Annotated in this window: 21 protein-coding genes and 1 pseudogene; 8 read left to right on the top strand and 14 right to left on the bottom strand. The window is 68.6% G+C overall.

The window, feature by feature from the left end:
- Positions 1 to 327 precede the first annotated feature (327 nt).
- From ACWGDX_RS11485 to ACWGDX_RS11460, 6 genes and pseudogenes are all read right to left on the bottom strand, one after another.
- Positions 328 to 1,299, bottom strand: a complete 972-nt coding sequence (locus ACWGDX_RS11485) for a hypothetical protein (RefSeq protein ID WP_453624499.1) — start codon at positions 1,297 to 1,299, stop codon at positions 328 to 330.
- Between the two features lie 434 nt (positions 1,300 to 1,733).
- Positions 1,734 to 1,886: pseudogene (locus ACWGDX_RS11480) on the bottom strand (ferrous iron transport protein A); the annotation flags it as partial.
- Between the two features lie 119 nt (positions 1,887 to 2,005).
- Positions 2,006 to 2,233 carry an alpha/beta fold hydrolase gene (locus tag ACWGDX_RS11475; protein ID WP_453624601.1) on the bottom strand — a complete coding sequence of 76 codons (228 nt, stop codon included), beginning with the start codon at positions 2,231 to 2,233 and terminating at the stop codon, positions 2,006 to 2,008.
- Between the two features lie 278 nt (positions 2,234 to 2,511).
- On the bottom strand, positions 2,512 to 2,949 hold the full coding sequence (locus ACWGDX_RS11470; RefSeq protein ID WP_453624498.1) for an SHOCT-like domain-containing protein: 438 nt from the start codon (positions 2,947 to 2,949) through the stop codon (positions 2,512 to 2,514).
- A gap of 73 nt (positions 2,950 to 3,022) precedes the next feature.
- Positions 3,023 to 3,283, bottom strand: coding sequence for a hypothetical protein (locus tag ACWGDX_RS11465; protein WP_453624496.1), 261 nt, complete (start codon positions 3,281 to 3,283; stop codon positions 3,023 to 3,025).
- Positions 3,280 to 3,645, bottom strand: a complete 366-nt coding sequence (locus ACWGDX_RS11460; protein WP_453624494.1) for a DUF2089 domain-containing protein — start codon at positions 3,643 to 3,645, stop codon at positions 3,280 to 3,282. The genes ACWGDX_RS11465 and ACWGDX_RS11460 overlap by 4 nt, the downstream gene beginning before the upstream one ends.
- Positions 3,646 to 3,951: 306 nt before the next feature.
- On the opposite strand from ACWGDX_RS11460, the gene ACWGDX_RS11455 reads away from it, so the two are divergent.
- A complete protein-coding gene (locus ACWGDX_RS11455; protein WP_453624492.1) occupies positions 3,952 to 4,785 on the top strand; it encodes an NAD(P)H-binding protein in 834 nt (277 codons plus the stop codon).
- A gap of 46 nt (positions 4,786 to 4,831) precedes the next feature.
- Here ACWGDX_RS11455 and ACWGDX_RS11450 read toward each other — a convergent pair whose 3' ends face one another.
- The 3 genes from ACWGDX_RS11450 to ACWGDX_RS11440 all read right to left on the bottom strand — a co-directional run bounded on the left by ACWGDX_RS11450 (position 4,832) and on the right by ACWGDX_RS11440 (position 8,232).
- Complete coding sequence (locus tag ACWGDX_RS11450) at positions 4,832 to 6,373, bottom strand: carboxylesterase/lipase family protein (protein ID WP_453624490.1); 1,542 nt, start codon at positions 6,371 to 6,373, stop codon at positions 4,832 to 4,834.
- Positions 6,374 to 6,562: 189 nt separating this feature from the next.
- Positions 6,563 to 7,231, bottom strand: a complete 669-nt coding sequence (locus ACWGDX_RS11445) for a class I SAM-dependent methyltransferase (RefSeq protein ID WP_453624488.1) — start codon at positions 7,229 to 7,231, stop codon at positions 6,563 to 6,565.
- A gap of 65 nt (positions 7,232 to 7,296) precedes the next feature.
- Complete coding sequence (locus tag ACWGDX_RS11440) at positions 7,297 to 8,232, bottom strand: LysR family transcriptional regulator (RefSeq protein WP_453624486.1); 936 nt, start codon at positions 8,230 to 8,232, stop codon at positions 7,297 to 7,299.
- Positions 8,233 to 8,367: 135 nt separating this feature from the next.
- Between ACWGDX_RS11440 and ACWGDX_RS11435 the strand changes: the two genes are divergently transcribed.
- Complete coding sequence (locus ACWGDX_RS11435; protein WP_453624484.1) at positions 8,368 to 9,684, top strand: MFS transporter; 1,317 nt, start codon at positions 8,368 to 8,370, stop codon at positions 9,682 to 9,684.
- 264 nt (positions 9,685 to 9,948) lie between these two features.
- Here the strand turns inward: ACWGDX_RS11435 and ACWGDX_RS11430 are convergent, their stop codons facing one another.
- Entirely contained in the window at positions 9,949 to 11,007 is a 1,059-nt protein-coding gene (locus ACWGDX_RS11430; RefSeq protein WP_453624482.1) for a helix-turn-helix domain-containing protein, read from the bottom strand.
- Between the two features lie 81 nt (positions 11,008 to 11,088).
- On the opposite strand from ACWGDX_RS11430, the gene ACWGDX_RS11425 reads away from it, so the two are divergent.
- The 4 genes from ACWGDX_RS11425 (at position 11,089) to ACWGDX_RS11410 (ending at position 16,234) form a co-directional block, all read left to right on the top strand.
- Positions 11,089 to 12,351, top strand: a complete 1,263-nt coding sequence (locus ACWGDX_RS11425) for an MFS transporter (RefSeq protein ID WP_453624480.1) — start codon at positions 11,089 to 11,091, stop codon at positions 12,349 to 12,351.
- Between the two features lie 166 nt (positions 12,352 to 12,517).
- The gene (locus ACWGDX_RS11420; RefSeq protein ID WP_453624599.1) at positions 12,518 to 13,438 is read left to right on the top strand and encodes an EamA family transporter; all 921 of its coding nucleotides are present in this window, start codon (positions 12,518 to 12,520) and stop codon (positions 13,436 to 13,438) included.
- A 492-nt stretch (positions 13,439 to 13,930) separates the two neighbouring features.
- A complete protein-coding gene (locus ACWGDX_RS11415; protein ID WP_453624479.1) occupies positions 13,931 to 14,797 on the top strand; it encodes an alpha/beta fold hydrolase in 867 nt (288 codons plus the stop codon).
- A 1,179-nt stretch (positions 14,798 to 15,976) separates the two neighbouring features.
- Positions 15,977 to 16,234, top strand: coding sequence for a WhiB family transcriptional regulator (locus tag ACWGDX_RS11410; RefSeq protein ID WP_382853628.1), 258 nt, complete (start codon positions 15,977 to 15,979; stop codon positions 16,232 to 16,234).
- A gap of 347 nt (positions 16,235 to 16,581) precedes the next feature.
- Here ACWGDX_RS11410 and ACWGDX_RS11405 read toward each other — a convergent pair whose 3' ends face one another.
- On the bottom strand, positions 16,582 to 16,848 hold the full coding sequence (locus tag ACWGDX_RS11405) for a hypothetical protein (protein ID WP_453624477.1): 267 nt from the start codon (positions 16,846 to 16,848) through the stop codon (positions 16,582 to 16,584).
- A gap of 775 nt (positions 16,849 to 17,623) precedes the next feature.
- Here ACWGDX_RS11405 and ACWGDX_RS11400 point away from each other — a divergent pair.
- The gene (locus tag ACWGDX_RS11400; RefSeq protein ID WP_453624475.1) at positions 17,624 to 18,109 is read left to right on the top strand and encodes a hypothetical protein; all 486 of its coding nucleotides are present in this window, start codon (positions 17,624 to 17,626) and stop codon (positions 18,107 to 18,109) included.
- A gap of 520 nt (positions 18,110 to 18,629) precedes the next feature.
- Here the strand turns inward: ACWGDX_RS11400 and ACWGDX_RS11395 are convergent.
- Positions 18,630 to 18,926, bottom strand: coding sequence for a hypothetical protein (locus ACWGDX_RS11395; RefSeq protein WP_453624598.1), 297 nt, complete (start codon positions 18,924 to 18,926; stop codon positions 18,630 to 18,632).
- Between the two features lie 426 nt (positions 18,927 to 19,352).
- Here ACWGDX_RS11395 and ACWGDX_RS11390 point away from each other — a divergent pair, with 426 nt between their 5' ends.
- Positions 19,353 to 19,910 (top strand): DUF3291 domain-containing protein, encoded by a 558-nt coding sequence (locus tag ACWGDX_RS11390; RefSeq protein WP_453624473.1) that lies wholly within the window; start codon positions 19,353 to 19,355, stop codon positions 19,908 to 19,910.
- Positions 19,911 to 20,246: 336 nt separating this feature from the next.
- On the opposite strand, the gene ACWGDX_RS11385 is transcribed toward ACWGDX_RS11390, so the two are convergent.
- Together ACWGDX_RS11385 and ACWGDX_RS11380 are read right to left on the bottom strand one after the other, a co-directional pair.
- A complete protein-coding gene (locus tag ACWGDX_RS11385; RefSeq protein ID WP_453624471.1) occupies positions 20,247 to 20,555 on the bottom strand; it encodes a hypothetical protein in 309 nt (102 codons plus the stop codon).
- Between the two features lie 71 nt (positions 20,556 to 20,626).
- Entirely contained in the window at positions 20,627 to 21,832 is a 1,206-nt protein-coding gene (locus ACWGDX_RS11380; RefSeq protein WP_453624469.1) for a VanZ family protein, read from the bottom strand.
- Positions 21,833 to 21,977: the final 145 nt, after the last annotated feature.

Genomic DNA, 21,977 nt, shown 5'->3' with positions numbered 1-21,977 from the left:
AAGCCGTCCGTGTCGTCGCCCATCGCGTACTGAAGGCGGTAGCGGCTCACGCCCTCTCCGGGCCGGGCCGCCGGGCCGGGCCGCCGGGACCGGACACCGGCCGGTTCCCGGCGGACCGGGTCGGCAGCGGGAGGTCTTCGTGGGCCCGGAACGCCTGGCACGGCACCTCGCCGCGTTGTCGGAGCCGTCCAAGTACGTCCGGTCCATCGACGACGCCGATCCTCCGCCTTGCGATGCTCCCCCGTAGCCTGAACGGCACGGGAGGTACCCCCTCCACCAGCCGCCCCGGGCTGATCCACGAAGCTCCGCCGGACAGGACCTAGCCGATCAGCGCTTGCCGGTCGCCGCGACCGTACCGCAGTTGCTCAGCGCCCCGAAACCGTAGAACGCGGTGAGGGCGGGGTTGCGGCAGAGCTGCGAACTCGCCCCGACGAAGGCGGCGTTGATGTTTGTATTCACGAGGCGTGCGGTCTCGACGACGACGTAGACCGGATGGATGTAGGGGAAGTCGGTGTTGAGCGTGCCCTGACCGGTGATGGGCGCCACGCCGTCCACCGGCACGAGCACGACTCTGCCGCGGGTGTCCGGTTGCACGCCGTTCATCTGGGCGATGTAGCTGGAGATCGAGAACGGCACGATGTGACCGGCGGCGGTCAGCACCGTGCCGTTGTTCTCGGGGACGGAGCCGCCGACACAGGCGCCGAGTTGGGCCTCGCTGATACCCAGCATCGAGAGCCACTCGCTCCGGGTGGCGGAGCCCGGCTGCGGCAGCAGCGGGTTCACCCTGATGCCGGCAACCTGGGTGGTCTGGCACGTGTAGATCTGCCGAAGCGCCGTCAGCGTGAAGGGCTGACCTCTGAGCGGGCTGTCGCCGCGGACGGCCGCGGTCACCCCCTCCACGCCGAACTGGATCCAGCTCAGATCCTGTGTGGAGGTGTCGAGGGGCCCGCGGGTGACCCCGGCGAAGTCCAGGCAGCCCGCTTTGGTGTCGATGTCCCTGCGCAGCGCGTCGATGCCGGCCGAGGACCCGTTCGGGCGGGCGATCTGGCAGTTGACGGGACGGAGCTTGATGATCGGCGAACCGCTCGACCCGTAGCAGGCGAAGTTCCCCTGGCCGAGGGCATCGAGCACGGGCGTGATCCTGTCCGCGCACACCCCGACGATCGGGGGGTAAGTCCCGGTCGGCGGGTCGGCCTGGGCCGGCGCGGCGATGGTCAGGCCCAGGGCCAGAGCCAGGGCCGTGGTGACCGCCGCACCGGCCGCCTTCGTCGCCCGTCCGACGTTCCTCAGGAAGTTCACGTGGTGCCTCCTTGTCTTGGGGTGCGCCGAAGTCGTGGGGCACTGCATGGCTGACGCGGTGCGTACGGTGGTGGAACCCCCGCGTGACGTCGGAACGCACCAGGCGAGAACACGTACCCCACGACCTTTCAGGGGTGCGGCCTACGGGCGCGGAAGCGAACGTGGCCGAGGCGCGGCCGAGGCGGCAATTCCGTCCGATGAGAGCGACAGCGGCGCCGACCGCGCTCCCGTGGCACCAGTCTGATGGGATTGCACGGCTGGTGTCGGTCGCGCTGGATCCGTACGAGCCGGTAATCCTCTGAATCAATGGGGGTGGCCCTCGGCCACGATCGTGGTCGAGGGCCACCCCCGTAACCGCACGGGCCACGGCAGCGGGCCGACGCCCGGCTGGACTGAGTGCTCGGTGCTCGGTGCTCGGTGCTCAACGCCTGGAGCTTGGACACGAAGACGTGCGCGGCGGTCTGCGTGGGGAGTTCGGCGGCCTCCCCGCCGCTGCCGACCATCACACCGCCGGGCGACGACGTCACACTCACTACCGCGCCGGGCCGCACCCCGGCACGCCGCAGGGTGTACATCAGCTGCGGGCCGCTCTGGTCCAGTCGCTCGGCGATGCGAACGCGCAGGAGGACCACGCCTTCCTCCTCGCGCTCCAGGACGGTGCGGAGATACATCTCCGTGGTGTCGATGGGTCCGGACATGCTGTTCGTCAGGCAGGGGTTTCGGCGGTGGCGGTCAGGACCGCGCCCACGGTACGGTCCGGATTCCGGCCGGCCCAGTGTGCTCCGACGAACGCCCCGTAGGACCAGCCCACCACCAGCGCCCGGCCCACACCCCTGACCGCGAGAACGGCGTCGACGTCCCGGACGGCCGCGTCGAAGGAATAGTCCGCCGAGCGCTTCGACTTCTTGCCGCGGGCCCGCTCGTCGTAGGTGATGTGCCGCCACCCGTGCCCAGTTCGGCGATGACCCGCCGCCAGTACCCCTGAGTGGCGAACTGGCCGTTGAGGTGGACCACCGGGACACCGGGACCGCCGGTGTCGGTGACCGCCAGGGCCGTATCGTCAACCGGCACCATGCCGGTCCACGTCGATTCGGTCGAGGAAGTGCTGTTCTTCGTCATGCGTTCCCCCCTGGTCGTGTCGGGCGTCTTGTACGACTTCCCCAGGACCCGCACGTGGACCGCAGGCCCTGGACCCGATGGGCCGTGGTGATGTCACTCGCAGTACACCCGCATCTGGTTCTCGGGGTCGTCCATGTCGATGGCGAGGTCGTCGAGGTGCTCGATGAGCTCCTCCAGATGCTGCGGCTTGAGCTCGTTGAGGTCGATCGGGACCCCTGCCTTGTCCAGCTCCGCGTTGATCTTGGTGAGCGCCTGCGGAGGGACGAGGGTCGTGAGCCGGACCCCGGCGCGCAGCAGTTGCAGTGGGACGCGGATGTTGAGCCGGAACCGCCCGTCGCCGCCGGAGTCGTCCGCCGCGTTCATCACCACGCGCAGGTACTTGGGTCGGGATTTCGGGCGGGACGCGGGTCCCGGTCCGTGCGGAGACTCGGGCTGTACTCGTTCGAGGGCGTCGATCAGCCGCTCGGCCTCGTCCGCGGTGATCTTGCCCTCGGCCAGCATCCGCAGGATCTGGCGGCGCTGCTCGTTCATGGGTTCTCCTTGCCCTGACGCGTCCGACGGCTCTGATTCACCCGACGGCTCTGATTCGCCTGACGGCTCTGATTCATCTGACACTGACCAGCACGGCCGTACGGCCCTGTTCGAACTCGAACCGGGTGCCGGGCAGCGCCCACAGCACCTGCCCCGCACCGCGCAGCGCGCCCACCGGGCTGACCCGGGTGGCGAGGCATACGGCCACTCCGCCCAGCACGGCGAGCAGCAGCAGCGGCGACAGCACCAGCACCACCGGCAGGACCGGGAGGTACAGCCACCGTCGGCGGCCGTCGGCGCGGCGGTGGCGTACCGTCACCAGCTGCGGGATCACCGGAACCCCTCCAGCTCGGCCAGCGCCTCCTGGGCGCTGATCTCCCCGCGCCGCAGGCGGTCGACGACGGCGGCGGCGCCGGTGGGTGCCGGGTCGGTGTCGACGAAGTCGAGTTGCCCGGCGATCCGGTTCAGCCGGGACTTGACCGTCGGGTAGCTCACCCCGAAGATCCGCTCCATCTCCTTGATCGAACCGTGCGACCGTACGAACGCGGCAACGAACACCTGGTCGTCGACGCCGAGCTGAGCCAACTGCGGCGGCTCGAACCGGCCCTCGATCGCGACGTCGCCGCCCGCGAGGCGGACCCGCTCGACCACGAACGGCTGTCCGCGCGTCAGATCCGTCAGTTCCTGCCAGTCCACGCTCGGCTCCCTTGCTCTCGGTGATGTGCTCGCCATTCATTTGTATCTTGATTTTCTTAAGACCACAACGCGCGAAACTTAACTTTTTCAACTTGATCTTCAATGATCAGGATTGTGACTCCGTACGGCCGACGGGTGGTCGGGCCGGGCAGCAATGGGGCCGCGCCCACGGGATCAGCTTGCGCCTGGCCCCACACCAAGTCCTTCACCGAACTCGACACCCACCGATCCGGCTTGACCTGAAGCCTGATTGAGGTCTTAACGTCACGGCGTGTTGATCACCGCCCGATGACAGGAGAAGACCTCTTGATCCTCGTGACCGGAGCCACCGGAAATATCGGAAGTGCCCTCTCGCGAGAGCTCCAGGCGTTCGGCGCCGGACCGTTGAGGGGTCTCACCCGTGACATCGCACGGGCCGCGTTCCCGCAAGGGGTCGAAGCCGTTGCGGGTGACTTCGCTGACACAGCGTCGCTGAAGCCCGCGTTGGAGGGGGTCCGCTCACTGTTTCTTGTGTCCCGCATCGGTTCGGACGCCGAGATCATCGAGGCGGCCCGGCGGGCGGGCGTGAAGCACGTTGTGCTGGTCTCGTCCATTGCGGTCCAGAGCCATCCGCATCTGGGCCCCGCCGACGAGAACCTGACTGTCGAGCAACTGCTCAAGGAGAGCGGCATGACGTGGACGATCCTGCGGCCGACGCAGTTCGCCTCGAACGCCCTGTGGTGGGCGGGAACGATCCGCGAGCACGAAACGGTCCGCGTGCCCTATGCGGACATCGGCCTCCCCACGATCCACCCCGCGGACATCGCGTCGGTGGCCCGGGTGGCACTGACCGAGTCCGGTCACGAAGGGCGGACATATGCGCTGACCGGTCCGGAGCGGATCACGGCCCGGCGGCAAATCGAGACCATCGCGACGGTACTGGGGCGAGAAGTGCCGTTCGCCGAGATCAGCCGCCAGGAAGCCCATCGTCGGATGGCCGTCTTCCTGGGCGACGAAGCCGCGGACGCGGTGCTCGACCTGACGGGAGGCGACGTCAACAGCGAGCTGCTCACGGTGCGCGACACTGTTCCCCAGATCATCGGTGCCCCGGCCAGGACGTTTCGGCAATGGGCCTCGGAGAACGCCACCGCCTTCCACTGAGCCCGCCCGATCCTGAGCACGTCCATCGGACAGCGACGTCAGGCGTTCACCGCCGCGGGAGGCCGAATGGGATTCCTCGCCACAGCGCGCGTACGTCGGAGGTACCGTCGTCGGCCACGTAGTCGCCCGGAACGGCCCAGACCCTCACCGTGGTGGCATCAGCGGTGACCGGAGGCCATCCCGGATCGCCGCAGGCCGCGAAGTCGGCCCATGCGCGAAGCATTCGGCGGGACAGCGCGCGGTCCTGCTCGTCGGGGATGCCATCGGGAATGCCGTCGGGGGTGCCACCGATGAGGAAGGCGGCGCCCTCCGCGTCCAGGTTGCCGAACGCGAACGGTATGTCGGCGGTGTGCCAGGGCCTGGCCTCGCCGCCCGGAGTCTCGCGTCTGCGGGCGAAACGGGAGAGATACGCTCGTCCGCCGGCTCTCGCGTGGTACTCGGCGAGCCGACTGCCGTACTCGCCGAACCGCGCGTCGCCGAAGAGCGCGAGGTATCGGTCGAGCACCGGAGCGTCGGGCGTCAGCGCACGGTAACCGGCGGCCAGACGGGCGGGGAGACCGAGAGCCTTGACGAAGTTCACGAGTTCCGGCTCCGAGGTGACCTCCCGCACGCCTCCGATCTCGTACAGGAACCAGTACTCCTCCAGGGTGTGGCACACCAGGAGGTCCACGTCGAGGGAAGCACCGGCAGCGAGCGCGCGGAGAGGATCCACGGGCAGCACATCACCGCCGACGACGGGCTGGAAGATGACCGGATCGTACGCCTGGACCGCCACCACGGGATCGTCCGCACACTGTCCGGCGACCTTGTCGGAGGCGGCCACCAGTTGCCCCGGCGAGGCGGAGAGCAGCCCGGCGCCCGTCGGGGCGACACCGGCCTCGGCCGCGATCCTCGACGCGATCGCCGCGGTGACCTCGACGGTGAAGAAGGCGTTGGGCGCGCTGTGGGTGATGGCCCTCCGGAACAACCCGCGCGCCTCTTCCATGGCCATCAGACAGGCGGCGGATCCCGCTCCGGCGGAGTGCCCGGCGACCGTGACTCTGTCGGGATCGCCGCCGAACACGGCGATGTTCTCCCGGACCCAGCGCAGAGCGGCCACCTGGTCGAGCAGTCCGCGGTTGTCGGGGAAACCCGGCACATGACCGAAACCCTCGAAGCCGACCCGGTAATTGCAGCTGACCACGACCACTCCGGCACGGGCCAGCGCGGCGCCGTCGAAGTCGGGCTGCGCGGAGGAGCCGAAAGTGTAGGCGCCGCCGTGGATCCAGAACAGCACCGGCAGCGGGCCACCGCCGTCCAGTCGCTCCCGTACCCACACGTTGACGGTGAGAATGTCCTCGTCCCCGGGGCGCCACACCGGTGAGCCGGGCAGCACGGCCGACTGCGGCGCGACGGGCCCGAAGTTCCCGCAGTCACGCGTCGCGCTCGGGTCGGCGACAGACCGCGGCCTGCGGAAGCGTTGGGAGCCGAAAGGCGGAGCGGCGTACGGGATTCCGAGAACAGCTATGACGCCGTCGACCGGTCGCCTGCCGCGTAGCCGGCCACTCGTCGTCCGGAAATCCGACCCTGCCCGTGACGTGTCCCCCATACGCCACAAGCCTCGCACAGCCTCCCGTGGTGCGGAGCCGTCGCCCCCCCCAGGCCGCGGGTCACCTCACCAGGTCGGAGCTCGAACGGCGGTGAGCCCTGATCCTGAATCGACGCCCGGAGCCTGACAACTCCCCGTCCGGCAGGTCGGACGCGCTCATCGATGGGGCAGGCTGTCCCTGCCTAGGCTTTACGGGCGAGCAGTCCAGGCTTTACGGGCGAGCAGCTGAATCTCCTGGAACTGCCGTCGGTCCGTCGGCTGAGGCTCGCGAACCATCCGGGCCACCTCGGCCAACCCGGACTCGCGCAGTGCCGTGGCGAGATGATCAGGCCACCATCGGTAGGCCGGCGCGACCGCGTGATCGAATACCTGCGTCGGATGGGACGGACCGGCGCTTGCGGAGAAGCCGACCAGAAGGTGGCCGCCTGGTGCCAGCACACGGTGGAACTCCGCCAGGATGGCGGGGAGTTCTCGCGGCGGAGTGTGGATGATGGACCAACGTGAGAGTACGCCGCCCAGTTCGCCGTCGGCGATGTTCAACGCGGCCATCGAGCCCACGTCGAACCGCAGGCCCGGGTAGGCCTGTCGAGCCAGCTCGATCATCGCGGGAGAGGCATCGACACCAAACGCCGTCAGCCCCAGCCCGTCCAGATGAGCGGTGACATGACCTGGCCCACACCCCAGGTCAGCAACCTGTCCGTCCCCGTCACCACTCGCACTGACGACCTCGGCGAAGCCACCCAGGATCGCGCGGTCCAGGGGTCTGTCACCCAGCGAGTCGCGGAACAGCTCCGCATAGGTGGGGGCAGCGGCGTCGTAAGCCTCGCGGGTGGCACTGAAGACATCGTGTTCGACCATGCTGGCGACAGTAGTTCCTGGTCCCGAGACGAGCCGAGAGAACTACGGTGACGCCTCGGCGGCGTTCAGCGCGGAATCACCCAGCCCGGCGCCCAGGTCCCGGTGGCGTCGTGGCCGGCCCCTGTGGCGGCGAGGTGGGCGCGGAGGGTGGCCAGCGCTGGGTGGGGGTTGTCGCGGTGCCGGAGGAGCGAGTGCGGGTAGACGGGGGTCGGGCCGGTCACCGGGATGCGGCGCAGGCCGTGGCCGGCGGGCCAGACGAGGCGGGTGTGCTCGCCCATGAAGGTGGCCAGGGCCGGGGTGTCGGCGATGGTGTCGAGCAGCGCGTCGGAGCCGAAGTTGGGGCCGGTCGCCTCGATGGTGAGGCCGAACTCGGCGACGAGGTCGTCGTAGTAGGCGGCCCACTCGGTACCGGGGACGATGCCGGGCATCCAGATCCGGTGCCCGGTGAGCTGAGCGAGGGGCACCGACCGGGCGCCCGCCAGCGCGTGGGCGGGGCCGGTGAGGAGCTGGAGCGGCTCGTCGAGCACCCGGACGGACTCGATGTCCGTGGGAAGAGGCCGGCCGGGCACGGCGACGGCGCGGAAGGACGCGTCGATCGCACCGGAGCGGATGGCGGCGACGGCCGTCTCGATGTCGAACAGCATCACCACGTCGAGGTCGATCTCGGGGTGTGCGCGGTGGAAGCCGCGCAGCAGTCCCGCCGCCGCGCCGCGCGAGGCGATCACATCGACACGCAGCGGACGCCGGCCGGCGCGCACGGACGCGACCGCACGCTCGGCGACGCGCAGCAGCTCGCGCGCGTGGGGCAGGAACGCCTGCCCGTCGATGGTGAGTTCGGCGCCGCGCGCGGTGCGGGTGAACAGCCGCACACCGAGGTTACGCTCCAGCGCGGCGACGCGTTTGGAGACGGCCTGCTGTGTGACCGCCAGCTCGGCGGCGGCCTCCCGGAACTGCCCCGCGTCGGCGGCGGCGACGAAGGTCCGGACGGTGTCGAGGTCCATATCGAAACCCTATGGGTACAACCGTTGGTTGTGGCCAGGCGGTCCTTCGGTTGTTTGATCCCCTGGTGTGGTGCTCGCTTTGATGCTTCCGATCGCGGATCGGTTGTGCGGGTGAGTGCTGAGGGGGCGGCGGGCATGAAGAGCGGGCACCAGCTGGGAGATCTGTCCGGGCATCGGCTCGGAGAGCTGCTCGGGCATCGGCTGGGAGCGCCGCGCGGGAATCGGCTGGGGCGGCGGTTCGGGTGGCTCTGGGGCGCGTACGGGACCAGCGCGCTCGGCACGTGGCTCGCCTTCGGCGCGTTCCCGCTGATCGCCATCCAGGTGCTGCACGCCGGACCGGCCGAGGTCGCCGCGCTCTCCTCCGTGGGGGCCGCGGTGGGTGCGGCCGTGGCGGTGCCGCTCGGCCCGTGGGTGGAGTTCCGCCGCAAGCGGCACGTGCTGATCGCGATGGACCTGGCGCGGTTCGCGGCGCTGCTGACGATCCCCGCCGCGTTCGCGCTCGGCGTGCTCACCTTCCTTCAGCTCCTGCTGGTCTCGGTCGTCGTCGCGGCGGCCGACATCACCTTCCGCGCCGCCTCCGGCGCGTATCTGAAGACGCTGCTGCCGGCCGAGGACCTGCTCGTCGCCAACGCCCGGTTCGAGTCCACGGCCTGGACGACCACGATCATCGGACCGCCGCTGGGCGGCGCGGCGATCGGGCTCCTCGGTCCGGTGGCGACGGTGGTGGCCGACGCGGTCAGCTACCTGCTCTCGGCCCTGGGTATCCGCGCGATGGGCGGGCATGAGCCGCGGCCCGAGCGCCGGGAGGCCACGCGCATACGGGTCGGCGACCTGCTCGACGGCTGGCGGTACATCCTCGCCGACGCGGCGCTGCGTCCGCTGTTCTTCAACACCGCCTTGTTCAACGGCCTGGTGATGGCGGCCTCGCCGCTGCTGGCCGTCCTGATGCTCGGCCGGCTCGGGTTCACACCGTGGCAGTACGGCCTCGCCTTCGCCGCGCCCTCGATCGGCGGGCTGCTCGGTTCGCGGCTGGCCGGTCCGCTCGTCACCCGGTTCGGGCAGCACCGGGTCCTGGTCGTGGCCGGGGCGCTGCGCGCGATCTGGCCCGTCGGCCTGGCCTTCCTGGGGCCGGGCACCGGCGGGCTGCTGCTGGTCATGGGTGTGGAGTTCGGGCTCATCTTCTGCTGCGGGGTCTTCAACCCCGTCCACGCCACCTACCGCCTCAAGCGCACCGCGACCGACCGGGTCGCCCGCACGCTGTCCGCCTGGGCGGTGACGACCAAGGCCTCGACCGCGCTCCTGACGGCCGGCTGGGGCGTGCTGGGCGCCCTGCTCGGCCCACGTACGGCCATCGGCCTGGCCGGCGTACTCCTGCTGGCGACCCCACTGCTGCTCCCCCGCCACGCGGCGGCGCATCCCTCCGAGCCGGAACCGGCACCGACCCGCACCTGACGGGCCGCCGGAGGCTACGCCGTGACGGAGGTCATGGCGGAGGTCATGGCGGGCACGACCCGGCGTGGGCACGACCCGGCATGGAGGCCGGCTGTCCAAAACTCGCCTGCCGGGACACGACCCATCGAGCCCATGTATGCGCCGCGTGACACCGCAGCTCATGGGGTCAGCGGTTCCAGGTAGCCGGCTTCGAAGCTGTCCGCCACCGTCCGCTTCCCGCTCACCAGCGGACGCACGGCATACGTGTCGCGGACAGTGAAGCGGTCACTGAAGTCTCCTCGACGAGCTTGAACGTTCCCCGCGACCCGAGTCCGGCTCCGGGGACGGCTCCGGCTCCGGATTCCGGTCACCGGTACCGGTTCTGGACGCCTCCGTGAGCACCTCCCCGGCCGCCGTCCGCACGTACAGCACCGACCGCCCGGCCCGCCGCCGCTCCACCAGCCCCGCGTCCAGCAGCACCCGCAGATGCCTGCCCACCGACCCCAGCACCTGCCCGGTCACGGCGACCAGCTGGGTCGTGCTCATGGGAGTCCCGAGCAGCATCAGCAATCCCGCCCGCGAGGACCCGATGAGCGCCCCGAGCCCGGCCGGGGCGGGCCGCCGGTCGTGGTCCTCGGCGAGCACCCCGAGACACGGGTAGACGACGGCGTACCGTTCCCGTCCCTCCCACGACACCCACCCGTTCTTCGGCGTCACCGGCATGAACAGCAGCTCGGCCCCGGCGGCGACCTTCCGCGGCGGATACGCGTTCACGTTGACCTGGAACCGGCTCTCCCCGAGCCAACGCGTCCCCGGTTGCAGCGAGTCCAGCACGGCCGCCCAGCCGCCCTGGCTCACCCGCGCGGTCCGCGCGGCCATGTCGGCCTCCAGGACGCGCCGCCGACGCTCCCAGTACGGCCGTACGGTCTCCTCCCAGACGTACGTCAGAAGCGCGGTCGCCCGCTCGGGCAGGTCGTCCCGCTCCAGGGCGGCGGGGAGCGGGCCCCGGAGGCACACGCGGAGGTTGGCCCGCGCCTCCTCGGGTCCGGCCGCCCGCACCCGGGCCACGGTCTCCTCGAAGCTCTCCCCCTCGCGCGAGGTGGGGCAGAAGAAGTCGGCGATCCAGGGCGTGCCGAGTGCCACCCGCGCGACCAGCGCGGCCACCGGGTCTGCCGCGAGGCGCGCGCGGTAGCCGGACAGGTGCGCGCGCAGCCAGGCCTCCTCGCCCGGATGGGCACCGGTCCCCACGTGCAGCAGCTTCAGGCTCGCGAAGGTCTCGGCGAACGGCGAGAGCACGAACCGGCTGCGGGCGAGGGTGTCGGTGCCGATCTGCCACAAACCCATGGGTACGACCTTCGGGTACGACCTTTCGCATGTCGGCGAAACAGTACACAAGGCCACCGGCCCGCTCCGAGACTCCTACGCATGCGCAGCTACCGAACCCTGTTCCGCACCCCGGAGTTCCCCCCGTTCCTGTTCTCCTTCGCCGCTTTCGCCGCGGCCCAGACGATCGGCGGCCTGGCCCTCGGCACGCTGGTCTTCCGGGCCACCGGCTCGCCGTTCCTGTCGGCGGTGAGCATGTTCGGCCCGCAGCTGGCGCAGTTGCTGGGCGGCGCGTTCCTGCTCTCGGGCGCCGACCGTCTGCCCCCGCGCGCCCTCCTGTCCGCCCTCGCCCTCGCCTTCGCGGCCGGCACGGCGGTGCTGGCGCTGCCCGGCCTGCCCGTCTGGGCGGTCTTCGCCGTCGTACTCCTGCAGGGCCTGGTCGCGTCGCTGGGCGGGGGCGTGCGCGGGGGGCTGCTGAACGAGATCCTGTCCAAGGACGGCTACGTCCTGGGCCGTTCGGTGTACAACATGCTCTGGGGCCTGACGCAGATGGCCGGTTTCGCGACGGGCGGCGCACTGCTGGCGCTCCTGTCCCCACGGACCTGTCTGCTCCTGGCGGCCGCGCTGTACGTGATGTCGGCCCTCGTCACCCACCTGGGCCTCACGGCCCGCCCGCCGCGCTCCACCGGCCGCCCGTCCTTCTCGGCGACCTGGCGTACCAACGCCCTCCTGTGGTCCTCACGCCCCCGCCGCCTGACGTACCTGGGCCTGTGGATCCCCAACGGCCTGATCGTCGGCAGCGATTCGCTCTACGTCTCGTACGCCCCCGAGGCCGCCGGCACGCTGTACGCGTTCGGGGCGCTGGGCATGTTCGCGGGTGACATGGCGGTGGGCCGGCTGGTACCGCCCGCGTTGCGCCCCCGCCTCGCGACCCCGCTGCGCCTGCTGCTGGCGGTTCCCTATTTGTTCTTCGTCCTACGGCCGGGAGTCGCGCTGTCGGCCGTGGCCGTCACCGTCGCCTCCGTCGGCTTCGCCGCGAGCCTGGTCCTCCAGGAACGCCTGATGTCCCTCACCCCTGACGACCTCGCGGGCCAAGCCCTCGGCCTGCACGCCACCGGCATGGCCGCCATGCAGGGCGTAGGCGCTGTCCTCGCGGGCACGCTGGCCCAACTGACGTCCCCGGCCACGGCGATGACGCTGATCGCGGCCGGATCGGTCACCGTGACCCTGACCCTCGCGGCGCTGGAAAGGCGCGACAAACGACAGCCGGAGGTCCCCGGTAAGCACCCGGGCGTCCCCGGTAAGCACCCGGGCGTCCCCGGTGAGCACCCGGGCGTCCTGTCGGAACCCACCGCCACGGACTAGCCTCGGGCTCCATGAGGCAAACTGTCCGACAGATGGTCAGCTCCGCAGAAAACGCCTCTGACCAGCGGGAACGAGGATTGTCCAGGCCCTTGTTCCCGCCCCGTCGGAGACACTTCAACCACGTGACGCGCGGCGCCCGATCGTCGATGATCCACCCGTGGCCATCATGAACATCGACAGGAATGAACCCGGCCCGTCCCCCCGCTTCTCCCTGAAAGCACTGGCCGCGCTGACCACGCTGACCGGACGTACCTTCGGCGCGATCCCGCCAACTGCACTGGTACTGCTCGGCATCGTCAGCGTTCAGGTGGGCTCGGCGTTGGCCAAAAGCCTGTTCAGCGCGGTGGGCAGCTTCGGGACAGTCGCGTTACGACTGTTCTTCGCGGCAGCGGTGCTGATGCTGTTGTGGCGGCCGTCCCTGCGCATGGATCGTCGCACGTGGACAGTAGTGCTCAGCTACGGCGTGATTCTCGGCTCGATGAACCTGTGCTTCTACGAGGCGCTGGCCCGGCTCCCGCTGGGGATCGCGGTGACCATCGAGTTCCTGGGGCCGCTGACAGTGGCCCTGGCCGGGTCGAGACGATGGCTGGACGCTTTCTGGGCCGTGCTCGCGGCAGGCGGTGTGGTCCTGCTGCTGGAGGGACGCGGCGACCTCAACCTTGTCGGTTTTCTGTTCGCCCTCGCCGCAGGAACGTGCTGGGGCCTGTACATCCTGGTCGGCGCGGCACTGGGCCGCCACACCACGGAAGGCAATGGTCTGGCTCTGGGAATGGCCGTCGCGGCACTCGTGGCTGTGCCATTCGGCGTGGCCGACAGCGGAACGGCGCTGATTCAGCCGTGGGTCCTGGTCGCGGGGCTCGGCGTGGCACTGTTGTCGTCGGTGATCCCGTACTCGCTGGATCTGGAAGCACTGCGCAGGATCCCACCGCGCGTGTTCGGCGTCCTGATGAGCCTCGAACCGGCGATGGCGGCCCTCATCGGCCTCATCGTGCTCCAGGAGTCGCTGCACTGGTCGCAGTGGATCGCGGTGCTGTGTGTGGTGGCCGCATCGGCGGGCGCCACACGCGGCGCCCGCGCGGACGCCTGACCTCGGGCTTCATAAGGCGGGCTGCCCGAAGGCGGGCTGTCCGACAGGTGGTCAGCCGATCGGACGGGTCGGCGCTTCGGCGGGTGGCAACAGTGAGGTGGCAACGGATCAACAGCGAGTGGCAGCAGATGGAGCGGCTGCGGCGTCTCCCGGACGGGACGGCACTCGATCCACCAGCGATGTGCGGTGCCTGGAGACGTGCGGTCGATTCAGGGTCTTTCACCTTGTGTGAGACGGCGAGTCGTCAGTGTGACGGCGGTCCAGAAAGCGGAAGACCCCAGCTCAGCGTAGGTAGAGCCAGCAGTGCGGGAGGTCGCTGTCCTGAGTGGCCACTGCCCGGTGTTGTGTCTAGCGTTGGGGTGTGGCAGTCCGGGCCCGCGGCCTGGAGGGCATTGCGGAGCCTCAGCGGCTCGGCCCCTCCGCCTGCCCGGGTGTCACGTGGAAGCACCACGCGGAAGCACCATTCGCTCGGGGAATTCCCCGGAGGTCGACATGCCCCCCACCCACCACCGCACGGCGACAATCGGCGGCCAGCAGGTGTTCTACCGTGAAGCCGGCCCCGCCGACGCGCCGGTCATCCTGCTCCTGCACGGATTCCCCAGCAGTTCCCATATGTTCCGCCACCTCATCCCCGCACTCGCCGACCGCTATCACGTGATCGCCACCGATCACATCGGATACGGCGAGTCGTCCATGCCCAAGCCCGATGAGTTCGCGTACACCTTCGACAACCTGGCCAAGATCACCGCCGGCCTGCTCGACAAGCTGGGGATCAGCCGCTTCTCGATCTACGTCCACGACTACGGAGCCCCCATCGGCTGGCGACTGGCCCTCAACCCCGCCTACGACATCACCGCGATCATCACACAGAGCGGCAACGCCTACATGGAAGGCTTCGCCCAGCCCTTCTGGGACGACCTGTTCGCCTACGCCTCCTCTCCGGGACCGGACACCGAACGCGGCGCACGAGCGAAATTCAGCCCCGAGACCACCCGCTGGCAGTACGAGAACGGAGCCGAGGACACCAGTCTGGTCAGCCCGGACAACTGGCGGCACGACCAGGCCCTGCTGGACCGGCCCGGCAACGACGAGGTCCAGCTGGCGCTCTTCCGGAACTACCCGAGCAACATCGACGGCTACCCCCAGCTCCAGGAGTACTTCCGCACCAGCCAGGTGCCCACCCTCGCGGTCTGGGGCGAGCGGGACGAGATCTTCGGACCGGACGGCGCCCGCGCCTTCTCCCGCGACCTCCCGGACGCGGAAATCCACCTCCTGCCCGCAGGCCACTTCGCCCTGGAAACACATCTCGACGCCATCAGCGGCTACATCCACGGATTCCTCGGCCGCATCCTCACCTGAGAGCGCAGCGCGGGGGTTCAGGCCGACTCTTTCTGCCGTGCCCCTCTTTACGGGCTCCGGCTGCGTGGCAGCGGGCCTGGGCAACCGTGGGAATCCGTACTGACATCCCAAGTGATCAGGCCCTTGGCGTCCCCCACAAGCCGGGCCCGCTGACCGGCCGTCAGATCGCGACGCCCCACGAGGCATGATCATCCACAACCGTGATCAACTTTCGCAACAGATCCCAATTCCGTTGATCCGGCCTTATTCGAGCAAGGTCACCCCCAGGTGATGATCTGGACGGCCGCCGGCCTGGGAAATGGTGTTGTTTCCCAGCCCAAGGGCCAGTCTCCCCCGCAGTGCTCCGAGGCCTCGGCCTCCAGGCCCTGTCCGGCCGATCTTCGCGGGCCCGGAACGCCTGGCACGGCACCTCGCCGCGTTGTCGGAGTCGCCCGAGTACGTCCAGTACACGGGCGATCCTCCGCCTTGCGATGTACCGCACCAGCCGCCCCGGGCTGATCCACGAAGATCGACCGGACAGGGCCTAGGCGACGGGGAACCCGCCGGGCCCACCACCCAGCCCCGTCCTCGGGTCGGCGAGGCCAGGGAACCGTGGCCCGGCGATATCGCTCGTCGATGCGGTCGAGCTCTGGCTGTCTGATCGACCGGACGCGCGGAGGCAGCAGCGGCCAGATCCTCGCGAGGGCGCTTCGGCACCAGATGCTGTTGTGGAACTCGGGTGCGCAGTCCGAGTAGCCTTCCTGTTCCAGCTCCGCGGCCATGTCGCTCCACTGTTCCAGCAGAGAGTTGAGTGTGGGCCGCTGTCCGCCGGCCCGGGGGCGAGCGACGGCGGTGATGGCTGCACGTACCGCGTCGTATTCATCGACGCTCAGAACGACTGCGTCCGCGTGATCGTCTGCTGGGTTCATGCGTCGACTTTCTCTGAACCTACGCGGAGAGGTGATCGAGTCAGGGGTGTCGTCGCTCACGGTTGAGTTCGCGGCAGGCACGGAAGTCGAAAAAGTGCCTGCGCCGCTTGCCCGCGTCGCCCCGGCCCTGACCATGCTCCCGCGTGGGCCCTCCGTTTCCGATTGGAGTGCGGATCTGCCGCTCTACGGGGCAGACGCGAGAAGACGGCCCCGTAGAGCGGCCGCGATCAACACGATCGATCAACGCGAACAAATGAACGGAGGACTTGTCATGGACTGGCGTCACAACGCGATCTGCCGGGAGGAAGATCCCGAGCTGTTCTTCCCTGTTGGCAATACGGGTCCGGCCCTCCTCCAGATCGAGGAAGCCAAGGCCGTCTGCCGCCGCTGCCCGGTCATGGAGCAGTGCCTTCGGTGGGCACTGGAGGCCGGGCAGAACGAGGGTGTCTGGGGAGGGCTGTCCGAGGACGAGCGGCGAGCGCTGAAGCGTCGTACAGCCCGCCGCCGTCAGACGGTTGCCGCCAACTGATCTTCCCAGTCTGCCAGTTGCCTGCTCAGCCCGTACCATTCCCTCCGGTACGGGCTGAGTCGCAAGGAGGCCGGACAGCCTGGACCGAACCACTGAGGAAGGACAGCCACGACGGTGGCCTGCGTGCTGATCGTTCTGTCGGTGCGGGGACGGCCGGGACTGGTCTTGATCACACCGTGGGCGCTCTTCGACACGGTTTCGCGCTGGCCGTACCACGGCTGAGCACCCACGCCCAAAGAGCGCCCCGAGTTTCACTTCCGCCTGACGGGAGCACTGGGCGATTTCGCGCCCGCCCCGCAGCACTCCCCGGCTGGTGTCCGAGACAGGAGCACCGGGCCTCCTCGCGATCAGCGGCGCGGGTCTTTCACGGCTTCGATCGGGACGCCGTGCCTGCTCAGATACCGCCGTATGCGCATGTCCCAGGTGTAGCCGCTCAGAAACACCACGAGGCCCAGGGCGAGGCCGCCGCCGAGGATGACGATCTGTCCGTTACCACTGCGGAACGTCCAGATGGCCATCGCGGCACCCAGGGCGGCCAGCACGATCCCCCAGATCATCCGTCCCCGCGCTTGGCCGAGATCTGATCTGATCTCCACCCGCAGAGCCGGGGTCATCGGATGCGGACCGTCCGGGCCTTCATTCGACCACCGTCTCATCTGTCCCCCCTGGAATGTTGGCGAGGGGACAATACACCCTGCGGCGGCCATGCTCCAGCGTGCCGACCGGCGATGGGACTTCCACGTTGCGGCCTGGACCAGAGAGCAGGACTTCCGGACCGTAGCCGAGCACCCGTGACCGCTCCAGGCGCCTGCTTGAGTCGCCCGCGCCCTGGGCGCCATTCCCGTCGCCATTCCCGTCGCCGTCGCCGCCACCGGCACCGAGACGTCCGCACGCGAGACACCGTCGATCCGTCCGCCGCGGCCACGCACGACTACGACTCTGTCCCAGTCCCAGTTGTTCTGTACACCGCTGCGCCGCTACGCCACAGGGCCGCTTCTCTCCCCGCTCGTGGGGCCACCGACCGGTAGGCAGCCGCCTTCCGGCAACGCTGGTTCGTCGCCGACCTGGCCGCCGGTCGACGCACCGTCAACGGCCTGACCAGCAGGACGACCGATTGCGAGAGCAGCGGCCTGGAGCCAAAACGACTCCCCGACTGGTCCACACTCCCGGCCGGTGGTGGTGAGCCGGAGCCCGCCCTCGTCCGAGCCTCGGAACGGGCGCAGATCCCGGTGGTGGATGCGCCCCGTCCGTGCCCCGGCCTGCGCTCCGCCGTTACGGGGCATATCGGCCGCAAAGGAACGTTCACGCAGACTGCGGGGGCATCCAGGACACCGGACTCGGGAAACCCTGCCACGGGACACCGACCTTCGGTTCCCCGGAAAGGCCACCATGGGCAAGCTCACCCCCATCACCGCACTCATCCTCGCCCCCACGGCGACCCTCGCTCTCTACGCCGGGACCACCGCCGCCGCAGCGGCGCCCGCCGCCCTGCCCACTCAGGCGAGCACCCCCTCGGCAACGGCACCCGTAAACGCGGCCCACAGCGGCGCGGTGCGGACCGTCACCGCGTTCTTCGACCAGTACAAGAGCGCGGTCGAGGGCACCAGCCCCAACACGAACCCGCGCGAGGTCCGCAACAAATTCCTCACCGCCCGACTCAACGCGCGGCTCGACGCATGGGCCGAGGAACACTCCGCCGACCCCGTCTTCCGCGCCCAGAACATCCCGCGGGACCGGTCCGTCTCGCTCGAAGCAAGCAACCCCCGCACGACCACGGTGATCGTCACCCAGTATTGGCGCGGCAGCGACCCGACGAAGGTCCGTTACACCGTCCCCACCCCCGGAGGCAAGATCATCGATATCCAGGGCGCGTAGAAACAGCCCGAAGAACCCCGAAACCGAGCCGGAAACCACCCCACCCCTTCTTTCCCGCCCACCATGCCGCCCGCCTTCTCACCGCATGAGGAGGCGGGCGCACGCGACTCCGAGCCTGAGCCTTGGTGGTCGGCATCGTAAATCCTTCGGAGGTTGTTCACGCTGCCGGTGCGACAGAGGATTCTTCGTGGCGATCGACGGTGTGCCGGTCGAGCCTGGCCAGCAGATCGTCCAGGTCGGAGGTGGTGAACCTCCGCTGGAACGGCTGTGCCGTGGCGTTGTAGCGGTCTTCGAAGGCCCGGAGCCGGTCCCTGACTCGGTGAGGTCGGTGAAGTCGTTGGGCGGGAGGGCCTTGCGCTGGCCGAGCCAGGAGGCGTGCACGGGGGTGTGGGCCACGACCGTGTTCGGGAACGTCGCGGTGAGCCGGCCGGCTGCCTTCTGACCGCGACGGGAGGAGCCGTTGTCGACGATCCAGAACACGCGCTTGGCGCTTGCGCAGGGTTCCTGGCTCATAACCTGGTTAGCCGGGTTCATGAACGGGACGATGCCCCGCCGGGCGGCCTCGCGGGCCAGTTCCGGGCACGACCGGCGTGAGAGCGGACTTCACTCTCGGCAGGCAGCCGGCAAGGCCAGCGCCTTGACCTCGACGGCCTGGCGCGGTGCGAACGAGGCGGGACGGCCCCGGCGTTGACGGTCTCTGCCCCCCGGCAGGCCCCGCCTGGGTGAACCGGCCACACCAGCGGCGCACGGTGTCCACATGCAGCCCCGTCTCCCGGGCGACGCATGCGCTGAAGCGTCCACGTGCGGCGTGCGGCACCACCTGTGCACGCACCACAGCCGGTGCTCGGTCTGTGGCCGTAGGCCATTTTCTTCAACCACACGCGTTCGGCGGCACTCGGGGCTGTCGGACAGGGGGTGCGGACGGGCATGGCGGGCGAACCGATCGGCCGAAGTGGATCACCGCTACGCCGCAGCCTGCCCCGCCCGTCACCGCCCCCGGCCCCCAGCCCCCTCAATGAGCGGTGCAAGAGGCCACTTGGACAGGGAAAACGCAACTTCGACATGGCCCGCAGAGGCAGCTACCTTCACCTGGTCTTCGGCGATCGCCCACGGTCGCGCAGGAGTTCCTTCAGGCTGAGCCACCCGCGACGGGATGAGTTGGCCACGCCCCACGAATCCTCGCCCCCGTGCGTAAGCCACCGAACCGGGTCCACACCAGGTACCCCAAACCAGGGAGAGACGCATGCCCCATCTTGCGCTGTACACATTCGGCGTCCTGAAGTCACCTCTCGCCGATCCCGCACCTCTCACGCGCGAATTCCACGACAGCGGCGAGGCCGTCTACCGGAAGATCAGCCGGCACCCCGGATACCTCGCGCGTGCTGAAGCGGCAGACGGCGACCGGGGCACACTCTTCGACTTGGACTGGGGTGCATGGGGAGAGTTCGCCGTACCGACCTGGTACGGCAAGGGCCATACGGTGGAAACCACCGCCCTGGCCGCGACCCTCTCACTCTGGACCGACCTGCGCCCCGCCTTCGACGCCATCTACACCGGTCTGCACCGTGAGGCGCTGAACAGGCGTTACGACTGGTTCGAGAGGACAGAACACCCGAATTACGTGTTCTGGTGGGTCTCCGACGGCGTGATACCCACCTGGCAGGACGGAGTTTCCAGGCTGGAACACCTCCACGACCACGGCTCCGTACCGCACGCCTTCACCTTCCACCACTCGTTCGCCCCGGACGGAACGCCGACCAGGATCAAAGGCATCGGGCCGAAGAGCGACCAGGTTCGCTGACAAGGAAGCCTGAACGCGGCAGCGTCGGCGTGGCCCGGCATGTCGGGCACGACCACGTCGAAAGGCGGGTTACTCCAACGCGTGGGACAGCGAGAGCCGAGCCACGTTCGTCCGTACTTCGCCGAGCACTTCGAGCAGTACGCCCGCACCAGGGCGCGGCCGGCCAGGATTTGGCCGATGCCGAACGCCACCGTGTCGGCGCTCTCCTCCATCTGCTCGTTGAACTTCGGCTGCGCCGTGCCGGTCGCGCCCCTTCGCCTGTCGTCCCCGCACCTCACACCCAGAGGCGGACCAGCGAGCGTAAGTAGCCCAGAGACACCGCACGGTGCCAACTCGTCAAGTCGTCGGGATGAGACCTCCGAACACCGCCCGGTTGTAGAGCCGGTGATGCCACTCGTTGCCATCCGGGTCCGGCTGAGTCGTCAGTACGGGGTTCGGTCCTGTCTCGATGAGGTGCAGAAGTGTCCAGGCGGCGCCGTAGCAGTCGTCCGGACCAAAGCAAGGGACCAGCGCCTTGGCCTCCTCCGCCGTCACCGGCCCGCAAATCGCGTGGAGTTGTTCCACGCGCCTGTCGATCTCCTCTTCGCCGGCATCCCCGTCAGGAAGCGGGCCGGCGTGAACGAATGCTTGGATCTCGGGTCTCATCTGCGAGGAACCGTTTCGCAGCACGTCGCCGACCCGGACCGGCGACAGTGGGACGGTACACCGCCGCTCACCTATCCGCCGACGCTATTCACAGGTCTTTCCTCCGGCGTGTACATTCTCCCCGTCGTAGCATCAACAGTCGCCGAATAGTATTTCATTTCGGTCTTCAGTGCAAGAAGCCAGTTTACCCGCCATGAGCCATCTCTCTGCTGAGCAAGAAGTACGGGATCCATCCTCTTGGATTTTTCACCCTTCAGCGAGAAGTGTTCCTCCAGAGAATTCCAGGCCTCCTTTTCGGAGCGTTTCACAGGAGGCAATTCGGGGTCAGGGATGTTCCTCGTCATCAGATCCGTAAGTTTTCCACTGGGCTCAATCAAAACGTCAAGCCTCATCGGGAGAAGAACCTTCCCATTCCACCTGCGCCAGCTCACCATCCAACCAAAATCCTGGTCTTGATCAACCGGCTCGACCGAGATTTCAGAATTATCCAGACCCCATGATGCGTGGCGCTCGGCGTACTTCGTTGCTATACGTTCGGCGTCTTCCTTCGCATCCGCCTTCACCGGTATTCCATCTATCGAGTATCCATGACCTTCCTCCACGCTGCTCCGGATCAGGTTGACATTAAACTCGTCCTTTCCTGGCCACTTCAGCTCTGCCGCCCCGTCGCCTCCGCTCCCAGTTCTAGCGAGGGAAGCCATAATGGTCCCTGCCTGGCCATCTCCGCCGGGTGTGAACTTCACCGAACTAACGGCGTACTCGTTCCCAAATGCGTGTCGCACGGCAGAAGCAATAGCTTCTTCCTGAGCCTGCGACGCACCTATATCGCTCACCGTGCGTTCCACCACTCTCGGTGAAACAAACAGTCCCCATGCTCCGCCAAGGACAACTGCACCAAGACCTACTGCGACCATTGCGCCTCGCGCACTGCGGCTCGAAAGAGGCTGCTGATCCTTGTCCAATCCATTGAGAGCAGCACCAATCAGCACTCCTACGGCCAACCCGGCGGAGTTCGCCACCAGATCGGAGGTGTCGCAGAGTCGCCCGACGATTGAAGCAGTTCCCTGCACGGTCTCAATTCCCGCAGAAAGCAGGAGACCGAGGCCCAGCGTCACTGCGGGGCGCCGGGTTGCCATTACTCCGAACAGTCCGAAGGGAACGAACATTCCAGCATTGAGCCTGCCTTGAATTGTCCGGAACGGCTCCATGACGTCTCCGTTGACTACACATTCGGAAATTCCCGTTTCTCCTCCCGTCGTCCACATGGTCAGGGCCACCAGACTGACTGCAGAAGATATCCAGCAGGCATACGTAACCGGTCGCCGGCTTCGGGGGCGTGCCATGCGGTAGGCGATCCACCCACCGATAATGGTGAGCAGTAAGCCCACCACAATAAATCCTTCATGGCCGCGGAAAACTGCT

Source organism: Streptomyces sp. NPDC055025 (assembly GCF_053608565.1).
This window is presented reverse-complemented; position numbering and strand designations above follow the sequence as displayed.

Excerpts from the sequence above, each read along its gene's own strand:
- ACWGDX_RS11470 (WP_453624498.1), bottom strand. The coding sequence starts at position 2,949 with ATGAACGAGCAGCGCCGCCAGATCCTGCGGATGCTGGCCGAGGGCAAG.
- ACWGDX_RS11450 (WP_453624490.1), bottom strand. The coding sequence starts at position 6,373 with ATGGGGGACACGTCACGGGCAGGGTCGGATTTCCGGACGACGAGTGGC.
- ACWGDX_RS11445 (WP_453624488.1), bottom strand. The coding sequence starts at position 7,231 with ATGGTCGAACACGATGTCTTCAGTGCCACCCGCGAGGCTTACGACGCC.
- ACWGDX_RS11440 (WP_453624486.1), bottom strand. The coding sequence starts at position 8,232 with ATGGACCTCGACACCGTCCGGACCTTCGTCGCCGCCGCCGACGCGGGG.
- ACWGDX_RS11435 (WP_453624484.1), top strand. The coding sequence starts at position 8,368 with ATGAAGAGCGGGCACCAGCTGGGAGATCTGTCCGGGCATCGGCTCGGA.
- ACWGDX_RS11430 (WP_453624482.1), bottom strand. The coding sequence starts at position 11,007 with ATGGGTTTGTGGCAGATCGGCACCGACACCCTCGCCCGCAGCCGGTTC.
- ACWGDX_RS11425 (WP_453624480.1), top strand. The coding sequence starts at position 11,089 with ATGCGCAGCTACCGAACCCTGTTCCGCACCCCGGAGTTCCCCCCGTTC.
- ACWGDX_RS11420 (WP_453624599.1), top strand. The coding sequence starts at position 12,518 with ATGAACATCGACAGGAATGAACCCGGCCCGTCCCCCCGCTTCTCCCTG.
- ACWGDX_RS11415 (WP_453624479.1), top strand. The coding sequence starts at position 13,931 with ATGCCCCCCACCCACCACCGCACGGCGACAATCGGCGGCCAGCAGGTG.
- ACWGDX_RS11410 (WP_382853628.1), top strand. The coding sequence starts at position 15,977 with ATGGACTGGCGTCACAACGCGATCTGCCGGGAGGAAGATCCCGAGCTG.
- ACWGDX_RS11405 (WP_453624477.1), bottom strand. The coding sequence starts at position 16,848 with ATGACCCCGGCTCTGCGGGTGGAGATCAGATCAGATCTCGGCCAAGCG.
- ACWGDX_RS11400 (WP_453624475.1), top strand. The coding sequence starts at position 17,624 with ATGGGCAAGCTCACCCCCATCACCGCACTCATCCTCGCCCCCACGGCG.
- ACWGDX_RS11390 (WP_453624473.1), top strand. The coding sequence starts at position 19,353 with ATGCCCCATCTTGCGCTGTACACATTCGGCGTCCTGAAGTCACCTCTC.
- ACWGDX_RS11385 (WP_453624471.1), bottom strand. The coding sequence starts at position 20,555 with ATGAGACCCGAGATCCAAGCATTCGTTCACGCCGGCCCGCTTCCTGAC.